Here is a 19,789-nt window from a genome sequence, read left to right as displayed (position 1 = left end):
TTTTTCTTTTTAGAGGTTCTATGGGACTAAGGTTCTGAGGGCCTAAGAAAAAAACTTAGCACCTTAGCGTCTCAGAACCTTAGCAACTTTTTTTTTTACATAAATAAAGCAACAAGTAAATCAATCAGTTTAATCCCGATAAATGGAATAATCAATCCGCCTAAACCATAGATCAAAAGATTTCTTTTTAGGATCGCGCTTGCTCCGATTGGTTTGTAATCAACACCTCTCAATGCTAATGGAATCAAGATCGGAATGATAATCGCGTTAAAAATTACCGCAGATAAAATGGCACTTTCCGGGCTATGTAAATGCATAATATTTAAACCTTGAAGCGCAGGAATCGCAGTAATAAAAAGAGCAGGAACAATAGCAAAATATTTCGCAACGTCATTTGCAATAGAAAAAGTAGTTAAAGTTCCACGAGTCATTAAAAGCTGTTTTCCAATTTCAATAATCTCAATAAGTTTCGTTGGGTCATTATCAAGATCGACCATGTTTCCGGCTTCTTTGGCCGCCTGAGTTCCACTGTTCATCGCAACACCAACATTGGCTTGGGCAAGGGCAGGAGCATCATTCGTTCCGTCTCCCATCATGGCAACCAATTTACCAAGATTTTGCTCATTTTTGATGTAGTTCATTTTATCCTCAGGTTTTGCCTCGGCAATAAAATCATCAACTCCGGCAGCTTCTGCAATAAACTTAGCTGTTAACGGATTATCACCAGTAACCATTACCGTTTTTACACCCATTTTTCTCAATCGGTCAAAACGTTCTTTCATTCCGGTTTTAATGATATCCTGTAATTCGATAACACCCTGAACCTGATTGTTTTTAATAACCACTAATGGCGTTCCTCCGTTTGAAGAAATGTCGATTACTTTTTGTGCAGTATCTTCAGGAAAACTATTTCCTGCCTGAGCAGCAATATTTTTTGCAGCATCCTGAGCACCTTTTCTAATATTAGTTCCGTCTTTTAAAACAACTCCGGAAGTTCTGGTTTCTGCGGTAAATTTTATTAAAGTAGCACCTTCAATTGATAATTTATTGGCCGTTTCGGCTCCTGCCAATTCCACGATACTTTTCCCTTCCGGAGTGTCATCTGCTAGTGAACTTAATACAGCAGATTTTATAAAATCTTCTTCAGAAACGCCTTTTGTAGGATAAAAACTGGTCGCTTTTCTGTTTCCGATAGTGATGGTTCCGGTTTTATCCAAAAGCAATACGTCAATATCTCCAGCAGTTTCTACCGCTTTTCCAGATTTTGTAATTACGTTGGCACGCAAAGCTCTGTCCATTCCGGCAATACCAATTGCAGAAAGTAAACCTCCAATTGTAGTTGGAATCAAGCAAACAAAAAGAGCAATAAAAGCCGCAATCGTGATGGGTGCATTTGCATAGTCGGCAAACGGTTTTAGCGTAACGCACACAATCACGAAGATTAAGGTAAATGCGGCTAATAAAATGGTTAAGGCAATTTCGTTTGGCGTTTTCTGACGGCTTGCACCTTCAACTAAAGCAATCATTTTATCTAAAAAGCTTTCACCAGGTTCAGAAGTTACGATTACTTTTATTTTATCAGACAGTACTTTTGTTCCTCCGGTTACAGATGATTTGTCACCTCCAGCTTCCCGAATTACGGGAGCACTTTCTCCGGTAATGGCACTTTCGTCAATGGTTGCCAAACCTTCGATAATTTCTCCGTCAGTTGCAATTAGATCACCTGATTCGCAATAGAAAATATCTCCTTTTTTTAATTGCGAAGAACTGATATTTTTGATTTCTCCGTTTGGTAAAATCTGTCTTGCAGGCGTTTCTTCACGTGTTTTTCGTAAACTGTCGGCTTGTGCTTTCCCTCTGGCTTCGGCAATAGCTTCGGCGAAATTGGCAAACAAAAGTGTTGCTAGTAAAATTAAGAACACAATTAAATTATAAGTAAAACTGCCCTGATCTGTTGCTCCCATCAAAATGGAAACACAAACAGCAAACATAATGGCAGTTCCAATTTCTACGGTAAACATTACCGGATTTTTGATCATCAATTTTGGATTAAGCTTCACAAAAGACTGCGCTAAGGCTTCTTTTACCTGTTTGCTTTCAAACAATGATGCGGATTTATTAGTTGTCATTTTTTTGAATGTTATTTATTAAGCTAATATTTGTTTTAAACACATAGAGACATAGATTTTTACTTTGAGAGTTAGGCGTTTCACTTGCATGTAAACACATAGCTATGTGTGAAAAACTAGTTTTTTTAATACTCTTTCTGTCTGTTTTGTTTTGCTATGTTTCTATGTGTTTAAAATATTCAGCATTTTTATTTTAGTGTGAAATATTCAGCCAATGGACCTAGAGCAAGTGCTGGAAAGAAGGATAAGGCAGCAATAATTGCGATCACGGCAAAAACCATTACTCCGAAAATTGTTGTGTCAGTTTTTAAAGTCCCTGCGCTTTCCGGAATGTATTTTTTATTAGCCAATAATCCGGCAATTGCCAATGGCCCAATAATCGGAATGAAACGGCTTAACAGTAACACAATTCCTGTAGTGATATTCCAAAACGGATTATTATCTCCTAAACCTTCAAAGCCAGAACCGTTGTTGGCAGCGCTCGAAGTATATTCGTATAACATTTCTGAGAATCCGTGATTGCCAGGATTGTTCAGCCAGCCTGTTGCGTTGCCGCTAAACCAGTAGCCCATTGCAGTATCATGCGCAGCAAAATAAGAAGCTATCGCTGTTCCTGCTAAAATCAATAAAGGATGAAGAATCGCAATAAAAGCAGCAATTTTAACTTCCCGAGCTTCGATTTTCTTTCCTAAAAATTCAGGAGTTCGACCTACCATTAATCCGGAAATAAATACAGCAAGAATAATGAATACATAAAAATTCAGGATTCCAACTCCACAACCTCCGTAAAAGGCATTTACCATCATAGCAAGTAATTGCATCGCTCCGGAAATCGGCATAGAACTATCGTGCATACTGTTTACCGAACCTGTAGAAATTACGGTTGTAGCAATACTCCAGAATCCGGAAATCGCTGGACCAAACCGAACTTCTTTTCCTTCCATCGCCCCGGTTGCCTGGGCAATTCCCATTTTTTCTATCGCTGGATTTCCGTTAAGTTCACTGACAACAGTCGGAATAACAAGGAGTAAAAAACCAACTGTCATTACGCCAAAGATTACGTAGGCTAGTTTCTTTTTCTTTAGATAAAAACCTAAAGCAAAAATCATCGCAAATGGAACTATCAATTGTGCCCAAAGTTCAACAGCATTAGTAAAATAAGTAGGGTTTTCTAATGGATGTGCTGAATTTGCTCCAAAAAATCCACCACCATTTGTACCGATATGTTTGATAGCGATAAAAGCTGCTGCCGGTCCGCGAGAAACTTGTACTGAATCGCCTTGTAAAGTGGTAATGGTATCTTTTCCTTCAAACGTCATAGGAGTTCCGCTAAATAATAGCGCAACTGCTACAATAGCTGAAAGTGGCAACAAAATACGAGTACAACTTTTGATGAAATAATTATAGAAATTTCCTAGTTTTTCTGTAGTTCTTTCTTTCATTGCAGTAAAAATCATTGCTGCGGCAGCCATTCCGACACCAGCGGAAACAAATTGCAGGAACATTAAAGTTATTTGTGACAAATAAGAAAGTCCGGTCTCGCCTGAATAATGCTGTAAATTACAGTTTACTAGAAATGAAATAGCAGTATTAAATGCCAAATCAGGCGTCATAGATGGATTATTATCCGGATTAAGGGGTAAGGAACCTTGAAACAATAAGATGAAAAAGCAAAGGAAGAACCAAATCATATTTACACTCAAAAGTGCTTTTAGATGTTGTTTCCAGTTCATCTCTTCAGTAGAATTAATTCCGCTGATTTTAAAAATAAATTTTTCAATTGGATTGAAAATCGGGTCAAAAAGGGTTTTATCTCCCAAATAAACTTTAGCAATATATTTTCCTATCGGAATTGCTAAAACTATCGAAATGATAAAAATGCTAATGACACCAAATAACTCTGTGTTCATATTTTGTTTGTTAGAAATTAATTAAAATTGGGGCTTTTACAAAAACGCGATAAGCGTTATAAAGGCTAATGTCCAAGCCACAAAAACATATAATAGTAGCTTTTTTCCTGACTGTGACTTTTTCATTTTTTTAGAATTTTTCTGGTTTGATTAATACATAAACCAAATAGCCAAAAACAGCGATAGAAATAATAAATAGTGCAATCATGATTTAGATTTTTTCAAAGAATTCAACTGATTTAAAACAAATGGCAAAAAGCACAACGGCCAATGCGAGTAAAAGAAAAGTGATCATAATGTTATTTTAGATTTAAGAGTTTAGATTTTAGATTGTCATCCGATTAAACGATTAAACAAAAAACCGATTAAACATTTTTATACGCCTGAAGCATTAATCTGCTTGATATATTCCGCTTTAAGCGTTTGTGGAAAAAGATGTGAAATGTTGCAGTGACGTACTTCCATAAAAGAAGAAACGGAGAAAACATACACATTAGAAATAGCATTTTTAGTTTCGATGCTTCCGCTAATGAATAGGCGTTCAGCAAGTGCCAGACATTTTTTTGCACGAACTATATTTCCAGAAATAATAGATTTTTTGGTTATCTCGGCAAAGCGTTCCGCTTGTTTGTAGATTGAGGTTACTTTATTTTTCATGAGAATGAATTTTTATGTTCTTCCTCCTTATGCCAAAATATGTTCCGAAAAAGTTGAGGTATAGCTAAAGTGCTGTCAATAAAAGGAATGTAGTTTTGTGCCAAAAATCAGGCATAAAAAAAGCCTATCAAAATGATAAGCTTTTATTGAAATGATAAGGTCTGTTTCAGATTCCTGCAAGGTTTTCAAAACCTTGTAGGTATTATATTTAAAGTATTTAAAATTTAGACCTACAAGGTTTTGAAAACCTTGCAGGACGGCGTTCTATAAGTTATATTCCTCCAATTTCCTATACAACGTCGCAATCCCAATTTCAAGCAATCGCGCTGTCTCGGCTTTATTGCCTTTGGTATAATTTAAAACCTTCTGAATATGGAGCTTTTCAATACTCTGCATAGAAAAAGCCGACATCGATTTTGTTGCTTTTTCAGGTTGATGTTGCATTTCGTAAGGCAGAACATCAGAGGTTAAAGTATCACCATTACTCAAAATAACCGATCTTTCGATGATATTTTTAAGTTCACGGATATTTCCAGGCCAGGAATAATTTTCTAATTTCTGAAGAAAATCATCTGCAATATTTAAGGCTTTTTTATTCGTTTTTTCAGAAAACTGTTTGACGAAATAATGCGCCAATACTGAAATATCTTTGATTCTTTCTCGCAAAGACGGCAATTTGATTTCGAAAATATTCAATCGAAAATATAAGTCCGAACGAAAACGATGTTCATCACTTTCTGTTTTTAAATCACGGTTTGTAGCAGCAATCAATCTGAAATTTGATTTTTTTGGAGTCGTATCGCCAACAGGAATATATTCTGAAGTTTCTAGAACGCGTAATAATTTGGCTTGAAGATCAATTGGCATTTCTCCAATTTCATCTAAGAATAAAGTGCCGCCGTTGGCTTCTTCAATAAAACCTTTTTTATCTTTTAAAGCTCCGGTAAAAGCACCTTGTTTGTGACCAAAAAGTTCGCTTTCTAAAATTTCTTTGCTAAAAGTACTGCAGTTCAAAGCCACAAAAGATTTTCCAACACGATTACTATTTTCATGTATGGCCTGTGCAAAAACCTCTTTTCCGGTTCCGGTTTCACCCGTTAATAAAACAGTCGAATCTGTTTTGGCTACTTTTTGGGCTAAATCAATAACTTGTTCGATTCCTTTAGATTTTCCAATAATGGTATTAAAAGAATATTTATCTCCAATACGTTTTTCGAGTTGCTGTACTTTTTTCTGCAATTGTACTTTTTCGACAGCTTTATAAAGAAGCGGAATAATTTTATCGTTGTCATCGCCTTTTACAATATAATCAAAAGCGCCGTTTTTCATGGCTTGTACGCCGTCAGGAATATTTCCGAAAGCAGTAAGTAAAACAACTTCTACAAAAGGAAAACTGCTTTTTATATTCTGAACGAAATCAACACCATTTCCGTCAGGTAATTTTACATCACACAGAACGACTTCAATATCAGTTTGTTCTAGTTTCTTAAAACCTGATTTTAAATCTTTGGCTTCAAAAACTTCAAATCCTTCCGATTTTATAATACGTGCCAGAAGACTTCTAAGTTTTTCTTCGTCGTCTATAATTAAAATTTTGTGTGTCATTTGAGGGAAAGGCTAGAATCGAAATTTATTTTCGTGATACAAATTTAGGTTTTAAATCATTTGCCTTTTTTGATTTATCGGAAATTCTCTTGAAAATTCAATTTTTAAAATAGTTCCATTATTATTTTCCATTGTAAATTTTGCTTCCAAATCATCACTTAAACCCTTTATCAGACTCATTCCGAATGAGTTCGCTTTTTGATCAGTAAAATCAGTTTCGGCTCCAATTCCATTATCTGAAATTGTCAGCAAGTAGCGGTTTTCTTCAAGTGTTTCAAGTTTAATGAAAATCATTCCGGTTAGATCATTTGGGAAAGCATATTTTATGGAATTTGTAATAGCTTCATTCAAAATAAGACCAAGTGGTACAGCCTGTGCAACATCTAATTCTAAAGGGTCAATTTTTACCTCAAAACGAATTCTCTGTCCAAGCGAAAACGAATCTTTTAAATATTCGACCAATTCTCTGATATAATTCGGCATATTAATCGTCGCAATATTCTCAGAATTATATAATTTTTGATGAATCAATGACATCGAATGAATCCTGTGCTGACTGTTTTTTATAGCTGATAAAGCCATGTCATTATCCAAATAAGCAGATTGCGAATTCAGCAGACTAATTACGGTTTGAAGATTGTTTTTTACTCGATGATGAATCTCTTTCAAAAGCCATTCTTTCTCATCTAATAAATGTCTTAGGTTGAGGTTTTTTTGATTGATTTCTTTTTCTTTTAATTCTAATTTAGCATGATTTCGCTGTTTTAAGCGATAACGATTGTAAAGCAAGCCAATCGTAATTAATAGCAAAATCAAACTCCCAATCGCTAAATTATTTAAGAGTTTTGATTTTTGTAATTCACTTTCCTGAAGTTTAGACTGCTCGTTTAAAAGCGCAATTTTCTGTTCTTTATTTTTGGTTTCATAAGCTATTTTCAATTCTTCAATTTGTTTGTTTTTAGCAGTCCCATTAATTGAATCGCTTATTCTTTTAAAATTTTTAAAGTGGTCTAATGAACCTTTATAATTGCCATTAATAGAGTCAATTTTGTATAATAAACGCTGAAATGCTTCTGAATTATAAGTTGCCTTATTGATTTTAAAAAGTGCAAATATTTTATCTGTATACAATTTAGCTTTCTGAACTTTATTTATATTGATATAAAATAAAGACATCATGGTATATTGGTGGGCAAGTTCCCTAAAGGTTTCAGGAGTATTTAATTGTTTGGCATAATAATCCGTTTCATTAAAATACTTTTCAGCTCGAACATTATCTTTAAGTGCCTCGTAACAATTGGCTTTTATATATGCCACAGACATCTTATCAAAAGTAGTTTTTGGTGGATATTTTGCTGTTAGCGAATTTATGTAGGCAATGGCTTCTTTATTTTTTCCTTTTATTGATAAAGCAGCAACAGCACCATAAAAACTTTTATACCAAGTACCGCTATCTAAGGTTTGCTGTCCAATTTCGATACTTTTTTTATATAGTTCTAATGCTTCTTCACTATGGCCTATAAAATTATAAACATCACCTAATCGCATATAGAAAATATCTCCAAAAGTGTAGTCCTTCTGGGCTTCCATTCTTTTTACGCTTTTTAGCGCATAATACATAGCACTTTTCATATTGTGCTGATACAAGTTAATATAAACTATTGTGGTTTCTGCAAATTGCTGATGCGTGAAATTAATTTTTCGTAAATCGATTAAATTTTGATAAAGTCTTTTTTCAGCTTCATTGATTCTTCCTGTCCAAAAACAGATAGTCGTAATTTTCATATAAGACTCTATCCTTTTTTCTTCTAGTCCTAGAGCTGCATAAAGAGAAACAGCTTCCTGCAGCATTTTTTCTTTCTCAGGATCTAAATTTGACAAGAGTGTTGCGTACGCATCCAGAGCATCAGCAAGGCCACTTTTGTCGTTTGCTTTTCGGCATTCGCTTATAACATGCAAAAAATAGTTTTTACCTTCAATTTGATTATTGGCCTGAAAACAATATTTACCTAATAGTAAGGAACTTTGATACTGCCATTTTTTTATTTTAAGCTGATTACTCAAATCAACGGCCTGCTTAATATATAAGGAAGCATTTTGTAAATCTTCTGGTTTCGTTCCGGGTTTGAAAAGAAAAAAGTTTCCAAGTTGAAAGAGTAATTTAATGCGGTCTTCATTTTTTGTTTTTGCTAAAAGACGAATGGCAGAATTGGTATTTCCTTTGTCAATCAAATCATTTCCAATTAAACTCGAGCCATCGTTAAAACCTTCGTCATAAGCTAAAGAAACAGGTAGCTTATAAGCTTTGCAGGCCAAAACCACAGAACTGTCTACATCGATAGCACCTTGATTGGCATTATATAGATATATTGACGAGCATTGTATGAGTAGCCTTTTTTTCTTTAAATCATATTTGGCAATAGAAGGCGAAATTTGCGAGTAAGATTGCAATACAATTAACAATAAAAAAGAGATAGAATACAATTGTTTCATATTGGCTTGGAGATTAGATTATTGGTAAACAAATATAGAAATAAAGGTTTATGGTTCTTTAGAATAATATCAGGAAAATTCACATAAAAGATATTTTTTTTGATTTAAATTTTGAATTTTTCCTGTTTTAGTTCTAATAATTAACTAATTTTATACCAATCTATTACGCTAGTTATAATACTAAAAATACCACATTTATGGAAACGGTTTTTGACCAACACCTCAAATCCTCTGAAACCACTTTAAAAAAACGAATTTTAATCGTTGAAGATCAATTTATTGAAGCACATGATTTGCAATTAATTCTAGAAAAGGCAAATTATGAAGTGATGGGAATTGCACGTTCAGTTGATCAGGCTTTGGAACAAATTGAGATTGAAAAACCGGATTTAGTTTTTCTGGATATCATGCTGAAAGGAAATCGTAACGGAATAGAATTAGCCCAAATTCTCAAGGAAAATTATATTGGTTTTATATTTATATCAGCTAATTCAAGTAAAAATATTTTAGATCAGGCGAAAATTACACAACCGTACGGATTTATAGTAAAACCTTTTAGAGAACAAGATGTTTTAACCACTCTTGAAATCGCTTTTTACCGTCAGGAATATAGTTTAGAATCGCAATTAATGCAGCAAATGCAGTTGCAAAAAGATATGAATGAGATTTTAAATTCAAATCTTAAATGGGAAAACGCATTATTAGCATTCGGAAGAATGATACAAAATTATATTTCGTTTGATTATGCAGAAGTTGGTTTTGCGAACACTACTCATTATGCGAATCTCGGAATCATGCGTAGAAATATAGACGATTATCAAATCATCAGCGCAGAAAAGTTCTCTAAAATAGCAGATATTTCAATTAAGGAATTAAATGAAACCTATAAAAAATCGAAAATAGATGTAGAACCTGTAATCTATAGTGAAGAATCTTTAATAAATAATTTTCAGGTAGCGCCAATAAAAAGCCTGATTTCGCATAATTTCGGAATTAAATCATACTTGGTATTTCCGGTTCCAATTGAAACAATTCAAAGATTTTATTTTACTTTCTATAGCAGAAATTTTAATGTTTACTCCGCAGAAAATTTAAAAATTTTGTCGAATCTCGAAAACACATTTGCGCAATTTGTTACCAAAATGTATCCAACAACAGTTTCTGGGGCAGACCAAAAAGAAGCTATTACTAAAGAAGTAAAACCGTTGCATAAATCAATTGGTTTTGAAGGTATTATTGGTAATAGTCCGCAAATGATTACCGTTTTTGATTACATTAGAAAAGTGGCGCCATCAGATACATCAGTTTTGGTTTTAGGTGAAAGTGGTACAGGAAAAGAGAAAATAGCGCAAAGTATTCATGCTTTATCACCAAGAAAAGACAAACCATTGATTATTATCAACTGTGGTGCGATTCCTGAAAACCTGGCTGAATCCTTGCTTTTTGGTCATGAAAAAGGAGCTTTTACAGGTGCAGTAGAAAAGCGAATCGGTAAATTTGAATTGGCTGACGGAGGTACCATTTTTCTGGATGAAATAGGAGAGATGCCTCTGGAACTTCAGGTGAAATTGCTACGTGTTTTGCAGGAAAGAGAAATTGAACGCATTGGTGGAAGATCTTCGATGAAAATTGATGTTAGAATTATAGCCGCAACTAATAAAAATCTTGAAGAAGAAGTTGCAGCCGGAAGATTCAGAATGGATTTGTATTATCGTTTGCATGTTTTTCCAATTTTAGTTCCATCATTAAAAAAACGAAAAGAAGATATTCATGACTTAGCACATCATTTTATAAAAGTATACAGCGAGAAAATGGGCCGAAAAGCACCAAATCTTTCCGATTTTGCTTTGCAGCAAATTATAAATTACAATTGGCCGGGAAATATTAGAGAATTAGAACACGTAATCCAACGTGCCATTTTATTAACTGACGGAAATACAATCAAAGAAATCGAACTTTCGACATCTTCAAAAATGCATGCAGAACAAGCCAGTGAATCGTTTTCTATAAAAACCATTCTGGAAAACGAAAGAGATTATATATTGTATATTCTGAAAAAATGTAACGGAAAAATTTCTGGAATTGGAGGTGCAGCAGAGATTTTAGACATTCATCCTTCTACTTTAAATTCAAAAATCAAAAAACTAGAAATTAAAAGAGAATTAAATTAATTGATTTTTTCCAGCCAATTGGCAATAAATTCGGCTCCTTCTTTCCAGTCAATTTGCCCTAAGACAAAATGGTTATGATGCTTGAATTCCTTATAACAAGTAATGGAATGAATGTTTCTATACTTTTTAAAGTTGGAATAATTAAGTGACGACGGAATAATATTATCGTCAGAACCTGATAAAAACAGCAATGGAACATGTATTTTTTTAAAATTAATTTTGGCTGTACTGGTTAATGCGTCGCGCATAGCAAGTTTAGATTCGGGAATTACTAATTTTTCATACGATTCTTTTTGCTCTTCAAAAGACATTGCGTTTGTAAAGGCAAATTGCCATTCTTTAAACGTCATTAAATACGTTTTTTCTGTGGATGTAAAATATCCTAAAGGTTTCCAAACTGCTTTGTAAAAGGAAAATCTCGACGTGTAAATTCCCTGTGGAGGAACTGAATGAATACATATTCCGGCTGAAGCTAATTCTCTCTGAACTAATAATTGGGTCAATAATCCTCCGTAAGAGTGTCCAATTAAAATGGGTTTTTCGGGAAGTTTTTCTATAATTTCAGTGTAATAATCAATTAAAATTGATAACCGTAATGTTGCTATTTTAGAATTTGGATGTTCCTTTCTTAAAATTTCCGGCACTTCATTTTTATGTGGCCACGGTGGCGCAACTGTTTTATATCCTTTATCGTCAAAAAAAACAATCCATTCTTCCCAACAAGAATGGCTTACAAATGCTCCTGTAATAAACACAATCGTTTTTGTATTAGATAGGTACATAATAAGACAGTTTTAAGTTTGGCAGTCTAATAAATAACAAACCACATACCTTGTTTGTAAAGCGTTGATTATTAAAGGTTTGTTTATTGTTTGTGCGATAATAGCTATTTATATATCGTTAAATATGTTTTTAAACTATTGAAATATCATTTTTTAAATGAGATTTTTTTTAAAGAAGAGTATCTTTAAAAACTCTAAATCAGATCTTTCAAATGAAAATAACACAAGTCAGAATAAAAGCATTTTTATTCATTTTCGTTTTTACAATCTATTCGGCTTCATGTTGTTTTAGCCACAATGTTATTTCAAAAGTAGATTCATCAAAAACGAAAATCATATCTTTTAAAATAAAACTGAAATCAGCCGAGAAAGTGAAAATTCAGGCTGCAGATTTAAAATTCAACAAACATTTAGCCTATAGTTTCACGGTTGATGATGGTTATAGATCGGCTTATTTAACTGCTTTCCCATTATTTAATGGAGGCAAAATAAGTTCATCAATGATAAACGAATGGAAAAACGATCAAGGAGGAGATGGAACAACTTCAAAAGGGCTTTTTTACTCAGATGGTTTAGGGAATAAAATTCCGTTTAAGTTTGGTTTGGCAATTAACGGTGGAGCTATTGGAGATTTACCTGCAAATCGTGGACATCTTTCATGGCCAGAAGTAAGGGAGTTATACAATGCTGGCTGGGATATTTTAAATCACGGTTTTCATCATGCGACGAAACACGGAACTAATTTCCTGACTGAAGTAACGGAAAATACAACTTCTATACAACAAAATTTAGGATTTACAATGTCACATTTTGTAGTTCCTGGCGGAGAAAGTGATCCGGGATATCATTTAGAATATGAAAGAGATGCTTTGACAAATGGTTCTTTTTCAGTAGCCTCTTATGCTGGTGATGGACCCGTTATTAAAGTTGATAATAAAGTAAATTTAGATAAAATGATTTATGCGCGAACTTTTGTTCAAAGTTCCCAAGATACAATCGGATTTAAAACCATGGATCGTTTTCTAGCTACTTTTGATTCAGTTACAAAATTATCAGGACCCATTTGGTACAACGAATTCACACACGGTGTCGGAAATTCAAATTTGTGGAATTTAAGTATGCGTTTTCCAGATTTCAAATATTATATGACAACAATTGCCAATAAATATGGTGCAAACGGAAACGATTCAATATGGATGGCGCCGTGGCAGGAAGTTTATGAATATATCTGGATTCGCGATCGAATTAAAATTAATTATGTACAAAATGGAAAAGAAGGCACAATAACAATTGAGGTTCCTGAAATTCCGGAAACCTTTCGTTACAGAGATATTTCATTATTTGTTGATTCAAATTCAAAATTTGAAATTGAATCGAAGCAAACAGATTTTAAAATTACTGATGATGGAAAAACGAAACATAAATTGATTACAATTCAATTGAAATAAAAAGTATTGAAAAGGGCTCTACTTATTAGAGCCCTTTTTTTAGTTGATTTCCTTTTCGTTGTCTTTAATAAAAGTGTCGATATTTTTTAAATAAGGATCTACAACAATTAGTTGAGGTTTGGTTTTGATTTTAATTTTTCCTTGAGTGTTATTGTTTTTTAGAGGAAAAGGATAACAAAATAATTTTCCGTTTTCATCATAGATACCAATGTCAATTATCTTGTCATTGTCAATTAATTTTCGTTTTCCAACGGCATTTTCAGTATATTTTTCAGAATTAACTTTAAATGTAATTTCATAAAATCCATTCTTTTTATGACTTTCAACTGAAACGATTTTTGAAGAATAAGTAATAATCTTCTTGAACATTTCATCTAATTTCCAATGCAGTTTAGGATCTGTTACAGCATAAATTTCCATTAATAAATCTTCCGAGTCCGGACTTTTATTCGGATATTTATAATGATTCAGAAAATTTTTCAAAGCCTGATTCACTTTTTCTTCTCCAATTAAAAGTCTTAATTGATGCATAACAAGCATTCCTTTGTCGTACGGCAAATGCGGTGTTTCGTAATTTGTTTTATATAAAGAAGTTTCCGGATCGTAACTTCTGGCGCTTAAATATAAATCTAAATGAATTTTTAAAGTTTGCAAAGCTTTTTCCAAACCGTGTTCTTTTTCATATAACATCAACTCGGTATATTGTGCCAGGGTTTCGGTCAAAATCCAGCTTCCTTCCTTTTGTTCCGGAGCAATTTGGGCATTTCCCCACCATTCGTGCGACAATTCATGAGCTGTCAATTGATTGATAACATCTTCTTTATCTTTATTTGACAAATCGCTGTAAAAACCAAAATTCTCTTTCATGAAAACCGTTGACGGATAGGAAGTCGCGGCAAACCCATCGGCGAAAGCGGAGACTTCGGCATAACGAATAGTTTTATAAGGATATTTCCCAAAATTGGTCTGGCAATAATCTATCGTGTTTTGAATACCACTTATTAGTTTTTCGATATTTCGGGAATGTCTTTTGTCGTAATAAACTTCAATAGAAATTCCTTTATAAAGAATCTTTTTAATTTGATATTCCGCGGAAGCGAAAGCAAAACGAAACGGAATTTTCCCATTTGATTTATAATGAAAATAATTGCGATCTCCTTTTTTCCATTTTCCAATTAAATCTCCCACACCAATTGCAGTTTGGGTTTTTGATGTTGAAACGACTGCATCATAATCAATAAAATCATATGGAATTATCGTTTTATCTTCTAATTTTTTAAGCGGATTCTGAGCTGTTAAATGTCTTTTTTTACGTTCTTTTTTGCTTTTAATTTCATTCGAAACCTGATAACCAAAAATTGGAAAGTAACGGCTGATTCTCATAAAAGAACCATTTTCGATTATAGAATTAAAAGCGGTATGTCCTTTAAACGGCGACCATGAAGATTGAAGCGAGAAACTCATTTTTAATTTCTGCCGGGGTTTCAAAGGTTTTGCTAAACGATACCAATAATGATTGAATTGTGAAACATCATCTAATTTTTCGGCATTTTGAATTTTAATAGAAGTCAGTTTCGAATTTCGATCTATATATAGGAGTAAACTATCAATCGCTTTTTCTGAATTATTGATTAATTCATACGATCCGGAAACTTCATAACGATTTTCATCTGGAAATAAATCTACCTTACTTTTCAGGGCCGTGATGGTCGGCTGTGTTAAGTCAGCATATTTTTTAAGCTTCAGTTCGTATTGTTCGCTCCAATTATTTTGATCTTCTTGGGTTATATAGGGATATTCAATATTTGTTTTGTAAAAAAGATAACTTCCAAAACCAATAAAAAGAAGAGTTCCCAAAATGAAAATAGCTTTTTGAATCGCATTAAACGAATTTCGTCGAAATGATTTAAAAACAGAGGTATTTCGTTTCCATAAAATAGATGTAGATACTATTAGAATTAATGCTAAACCAATGTTGTATAATATCGAAATGTGAAATGAAAAAGTATATTTACCAAAACCATTCAAATCAAAATATTCCCTTTTAAAAGCGTCGCCAAATCTTAATAAGGGATGTGAAATTCCTAATTGATCCCCAATTCCGGAGCTAATTAAAACAACCGTAAGTGTTGCAACCGAAAGCCCTAAATATTTGTTTTTGATGAGAGTTTGAATAAAAACAATTAAAATAGAAATAAGTAAAATAGGAAGTCCGAGATAATAAAGCATCGAAAAATACAATCCAAATTCAATTAGAGCATTTGCATTAATGATTTGAAAACTGCATCCTATTAAAATAGAAACGCCAATGATAATTAATGCAATAGAGAAAAGTGAAATCAATTTTGCAATCAAAACCATTATTTGCGAATAAGGCGTTGAGTCTTCAAGCATATCAAATTTTGAATTCTCGCTTCTGTTTACTAATTCGCTGCTGTAAAAAAGAATTATCAGGATTAAAATGAAAGGCAAACGATCCATTATCGTGCTGATCATTAAAGCAGTATTGGTTATATTTTCCGCTAGTCGAATTCCACCATCAATTTCATCTGAAATTTCAATTAATAAGAGTCCTGAAAATAAAAGAAGAATCAGGATAAATGGAATTCCTTTTACAATTAAAAAGATATCCATTTTGATATTGCTTTTTAAAACAGCTACATTATGTTTCAAAGTTCTAAATTCTATTTGTTTTGGCGCTTCCGCAGAAAAAGAAATGCTGCCAATTTCTACTTTTTTGGACTTGCTTTTTTTGGTTTTCGATTTTCTAAAGGAAAAAACTTTATAAGAAATAAAAACTAAAAGAAGAGAAATACACAGCCATAGTATTCGGTTGACTAAAAAATTACCGTTCAATAAAAGTAAATTGCTGTTCTTTTCAATAGACGTCCAATATCTTGTTTGTTCTAAAAAAGCCGCTAAACCAAACGGATCTATTTTTGCAGCAAAAGACATTTGCGTGGCTGATGATGGAGAAGCATTCGCAAAAATAGGAGAGTTAGAAAACAGAGATCCTGCAATATATAAGATGTAAATTAAGAAGCCACCAACATATATCATCAATTTGCTTCGCGTTGTCCACGCCAGAGCGGTTAATATCGAAAGGCATAGAAAAATGTTGGGCAAAACAATTACAAGGTAAGGCCAGAAATAGTTGATTAGTTCGAAAGAACCAATTTCGTCTTTTGAAAGCCATGACATCTGATGACCAAAGATCATCCCTAAGATAAACATCAAAAAGGAAAGTGCAGCAATTGCAAAGGCAGTAATAAATTTGCTTGCCAAATATTTGAATTTTGAAATTGGAGCGGTGAAAATAATGGCATCAAATTTAGTTTCGTATTCCTTCAAAAAACTTTGTGCAACTTGTAGGGTAATCGAAAATATGGTAGTCAATGAAATCAGACCTATTGCGTATGTTAAAACATAAGGGCTATTTTTATAAGCACCGGAAAAAGAGAAATTGGCAAAAGCACTCACAAAAAAGCCAAATATCAGATACAGAATAAAAGATGCATAAAAAGTCCAGTTTCTGGTATTGTTATGCCATTCAAATTGAAGTAATTTAGAAAACATAGGACTATTTTTTGAGTTGATTTTGCGATAAAACATTGAAATAAACATCACTTAAATCAGGAGAAATTAAATCGAATCCAGAATCAGGACGTTGATCAGAGAAAACATGAATATTGAGTTTTCCAGAATTCAAATGAGATGAAATAATGTTGAAGTTGTTTTTATAGTCCTTCAGTTCATTTTTATGAATGGCTTTCATCCAAATTTGGTCTTTTAAAGAATCTATCTCTTCATTTGGATTTCCTTCTAAAATCAATTTTCCGTTAAAGATTATGGCCATTTTAGTGCATAAATCACGTACATCTTCGACAATATGAGTTGATAAAAGCACAATTATACTTTCGCCTATTTCACTCAAAAGATTATTAAAACGGTTTCTTTCTTCAGGATCAAGTCCGGCAGTTGGTTCATCGACAATAATAATTTTGGGATTTCCCAACAAAGCTTGTGCAATTCCAAAGCGCTGGCGCATACCTCCAGAAAAAGAATGTACCGCTTTGTCCTTATGCTGTAGTAAATTGGTTTGGTTTAATAAATTCAAAATCTGGTCATGTCTTTCTTTTTTGTTGACAATACCTTTTAAAATTGCCAAATGATCCAAAAGACGATAAGCGGAGATTTTTGGATAAACACCAAATTCCTGCGGAAGATAACCTAGATTTTCCCGAATAAACATTGGGTTTTCCAGAATATTGATTCCGTTAAATTCAATTATTCCAGATGTTGGTTCCTGTAAAGCAGCGATAGTTCGCATCAAAGTAGATTTTCCTGCACCGTTTGGACCTAGTAATCCAAACATTCCATTCCCGATTTCAAGCGATAAATTGTCAATTGCTTTAACGCCGTTCTCGTAAGTTTTACTGAGATTTTTGATTGATAAACTGTTCATTTTTTGATTGATTTAGATGATTATATAATGATGATTTTGGGAAAAAATAGGCAATAGAATGCCAGTCAGCCTATAAAAGCCGATTTTTATGTCAATAAGATTTAGATTTAAAAGAGCGCTATTCGCTTACATACTCCAGAATATCGCCAGGCTGGCAGTCCAAGATTTTACAAATGGCTTCCAGGGTATCAAATCTGATTCCTTTCGCTTTACCAGTTTTAAGTATCGATAAATTAGCAGGAGTTATTTCAAGTTTTTCTGCCAATTCTTTACTTTGCATCTTGCGTTTGGCAAGCATTACATCAACATTTACAATTATTGGCATAGTTATATAAATAAGTCTTGTTCGTTCTGAAGGTTTAGCCCCTGTTTAAAAATTGCAGCAAGAAAATAAGCAAAAACACCCAGCATTCCATGCAATACTATAAAAATAGAGACTTCATTGTCAAGCGGCACAAAAAAGAAAGCAATAAACAGCACAATACTTGGAATAAGCAAATTGCATAAATAAAAACGCCTTAAATGCTGGATGCCATTTTGAGTAAATAATTTTGGCTGATAAAAAAGTTTAAAAACATTACTGCTTAATAAAAAGAAAAGTCCATAAAGACTCAGAGGAGCTAAAAAATCAAAAAGAATATACGGGAGATTATAATCACCAAGCATTACCGGATGTGTAGTAAAGGGATAACAAACCTGAAAATATTTTCCACCGTCTTTAAAAGTTAAGCTCCAGCCTGTAATTAATGTTAGAAGAGAGTAGCTTGCCAGTCCAAAATATACAACAGACAAAAATCGTGTAAAATAAAATAAAACTCTGGATACGATATGAGTGGTTTTCATTTAATGTAAAGTTAGAATTATATCGCAAATGTATAATTAATTATCGTAAAACAATAATTAATTATCATTTTTTGTATTTTTTTATCACAAGGGAAATATTATAATTCTCTTAACACTGCAAAATAAAAGGCATCAGTATAAATGAAGTAATTTTGTAGAAAGTAAAAATATATATGAAAAATCCAATTTCAATCTCCATATTAGAACTCGCTATTATTACTCAGGATAGTAACGCAACCGAAACATTTCAAAAAACAAAAGATATAGCACAACTGGCTGATAATTTAGGTTATAAGCGTTTTTGGCTGGCCGAACATCATAATATGGCACACGTTGCGAGTACGGCTACAGTTGTTTTAATAGGATATATTGCTGGTCACACTAAAAATATTCGGGTAGGTTCTGGTGGAATAATGTTACCCAATCATTCTCCTTTAGTAGTAGCAGAACAGTTTGGAACCTTGGAAACACTTTATCCAAACCGAATTGATTTAGGCTTAGGTAGAGCACCCGGAACAGATCAGCCAACTGCCGAAGCCATTCGAAAAGACTTTTTTGAGCAGGCGCAAAGATTCCCTCAAAATGTAACCAAACTTCAGGATTATTTTTCTGAAGAGAATGCGACAGCAAAAGTTCGCGCTTTTCCAGCCGAAGGTAAAAATATACCCATCTGGATTTTAGGTTCAAGTATGGAAAGTGCTGCCTTGGCCGCTGCTTATGGATTGCCGTATGCGTTTGCCGGACATTTTGCACCACGACAAATGATTCAGGCATTTGAATTCTATCGCGAAAATTTCCAGCCATCAACGGTTTTAGACAAACCAAAAACAATGGCCTGCGTTAATATTATTGCTGCAGACACAAATGAAGAGGCTGAATTTCTTTCAACCAGTTTATATCAAATGTTTTTAAACCTAATACGAAATGATCGTAAAGGTCTGCAGCCGCCGGTTCCGTCATTGGATGATATCATGGGCGAAGAAGAACGTTTTCATGTCAATCAAATGACCGCTTGTACGTTCACAGGAAATAAAGAGCAATTAGAAATCGATCTTAAAAAGTTTATTAACTACGCTCAAATAGATGAACTAATGGTTACAAGTCCAATCTATGATCATCAGGCAAAGCTAAAAAGTATACAAATTACCAAAGAGGTTATTGATAGTTTAAATAGTATACATATATAAGTACATTTTTCTACTATTATATATAAGGTACATTTTAGATCGACCCGACAGTTTTACAAAAACTGTCGGGTTTGTTTTTATACATATATATATAAGGAC

Annotated in this window: 14 protein-coding genes; 3 read left to right on the top strand and 11 right to left on the bottom strand. The window is 33.4% G+C overall.

What is annotated here, in order from left to right:
* Positions 1 to 95: 95 nt before the first annotated feature.
* From kdpB to IRZ99_RS19455, 6 genes are all read right to left on the bottom strand, one after another.
* Positions 96 to 2,129 (bottom strand): potassium-transporting ATPase subunit KdpB, encoded by a 2,034-nt coding sequence (gene kdpB, locus IRZ99_RS19480; protein WP_194658998.1) that lies wholly within the window; start codon positions 2,127 to 2,129, stop codon positions 96 to 98.
* Positions 2,130 to 2,317: 188 nt separating this feature from the next.
* On the bottom strand, positions 2,318 to 4,039 hold the full coding sequence (gene kdpA / locus IRZ99_RS19475; RefSeq protein ID WP_194658996.1) for a potassium-transporting ATPase subunit KdpA: 1,722 nt from the start codon (positions 4,037 to 4,039) through the stop codon (positions 2,318 to 2,320).
* Between the two features lie 130 nt (positions 4,040 to 4,169).
* Complete coding sequence (gene kdpF, locus IRZ99_RS19470) at positions 4,170 to 4,247, bottom strand: K(+)-transporting ATPase subunit F (RefSeq protein WP_133527276.1); 78 nt, start codon at positions 4,245 to 4,247, stop codon at positions 4,170 to 4,172.
* 167 nt (positions 4,248 to 4,414) lie between these two features.
* A complete protein-coding gene (locus IRZ99_RS19465; protein WP_194658994.1) occupies positions 4,415 to 4,696 on the bottom strand; it encodes a hypothetical protein in 282 nt (93 codons plus the stop codon).
* Positions 4,697 to 4,960: 264 nt separating this feature from the next.
* Complete coding sequence (locus IRZ99_RS19460) at positions 4,961 to 6,301, bottom strand: sigma-54 dependent transcriptional regulator (protein ID WP_194658992.1); 1,341 nt, start codon at positions 6,299 to 6,301, stop codon at positions 4,961 to 4,963.
* A gap of 51 nt (positions 6,302 to 6,352) precedes the next feature.
* Positions 6,353 to 8,794: a sensor histidine kinase gene (locus IRZ99_RS19455; RefSeq protein ID WP_194658990.1), complete on the bottom strand. Its 2,442-nt coding sequence runs from the start codon at positions 8,792 to 8,794 to the stop codon at positions 6,353 to 6,355.
* 197 nt (positions 8,795 to 8,991) lie between these two features.
* On the opposite strand from IRZ99_RS19455, the gene IRZ99_RS19450 reads away from it, so the two are divergent.
* Complete coding sequence (locus tag IRZ99_RS19450) at positions 8,992 to 10,965, top strand: sigma 54-interacting response regulator (RefSeq protein WP_194658988.1); 1,974 nt, start codon at positions 8,992 to 8,994, stop codon at positions 10,963 to 10,965.
* Here IRZ99_RS19450 and IRZ99_RS19445 read toward each other — a convergent pair.
* Entirely contained in the window at positions 10,962 to 11,747 is a 786-nt protein-coding gene (locus tag IRZ99_RS19445) for an alpha/beta hydrolase (protein ID WP_194658986.1), read from the bottom strand. The genes IRZ99_RS19450 and IRZ99_RS19445 overlap by 4 nt on opposite strands.
* 212 nt (positions 11,748 to 11,959) lie before the next feature.
* Between IRZ99_RS19445 and IRZ99_RS19440 the strand changes: the two genes are divergently transcribed.
* Positions 11,960 to 13,195 carry a polysaccharide deacetylase family protein gene (locus tag IRZ99_RS19440; RefSeq protein ID WP_194658984.1) on the top strand — a complete coding sequence of 412 codons (1,236 nt, stop codon included), beginning with the start codon at positions 11,960 to 11,962 and terminating at the stop codon, positions 13,193 to 13,195.
* A 39-nt stretch (positions 13,196 to 13,234) separates the two neighbouring features.
* Here the strand turns inward: IRZ99_RS19440 and IRZ99_RS19435 are convergent, their stop codons facing one another.
* From IRZ99_RS19435 to IRZ99_RS19420, 4 genes are all read right to left on the bottom strand, one after another.
* Complete coding sequence (locus IRZ99_RS19435; protein WP_194658982.1) at positions 13,235 to 16,771, bottom strand: M1 family aminopeptidase; 3,537 nt, start codon at positions 16,769 to 16,771, stop codon at positions 13,235 to 13,237.
* A gap of 4 nt (positions 16,772 to 16,775) precedes the next feature.
* Complete coding sequence (locus tag IRZ99_RS19430) at positions 16,776 to 17,660, bottom strand: ABC transporter ATP-binding protein (RefSeq protein WP_194658980.1); 885 nt, start codon at positions 17,658 to 17,660, stop codon at positions 16,776 to 16,778.
* A gap of 118 nt (positions 17,661 to 17,778) precedes the next feature.
* Entirely contained in the window at positions 17,779 to 17,985 is a 207-nt protein-coding gene (locus tag IRZ99_RS19425; RefSeq protein WP_072975024.1) for a helix-turn-helix transcriptional regulator, read from the bottom strand.
* Positions 17,986 to 17,987: 2 nt separating this feature from the next.
* Positions 17,988 to 18,503, bottom strand: a complete 516-nt coding sequence (locus tag IRZ99_RS19420) for a DUF2975 domain-containing protein (protein WP_194658978.1) — start codon at positions 18,501 to 18,503, stop codon at positions 17,988 to 17,990.
* 173 nt (positions 18,504 to 18,676) lie between these two features.
* On the opposite strand from IRZ99_RS19420, the gene IRZ99_RS19415 reads away from it, so the two are divergent.
* Positions 18,677 to 19,690 (top strand): LLM class flavin-dependent oxidoreductase, encoded by a 1,014-nt coding sequence (locus IRZ99_RS19415; RefSeq protein ID WP_194658976.1) that lies wholly within the window; start codon positions 18,677 to 18,679, stop codon positions 19,688 to 19,690.
* Positions 19,691 to 19,789: the final 99 nt, after the last annotated feature.

This window comes from Flavobacterium sp. LC2016-12 (assembly GCF_015351595.1).
Taxonomy (GTDB): Bacteria; Bacteroidota; Bacteroidia; order Flavobacteriales; family Flavobacteriaceae; genus Flavobacterium.
Note: the sequence above shows the minus strand (reverse complement) of the source record. Positions and strands in the feature narration are given on the sequence as shown.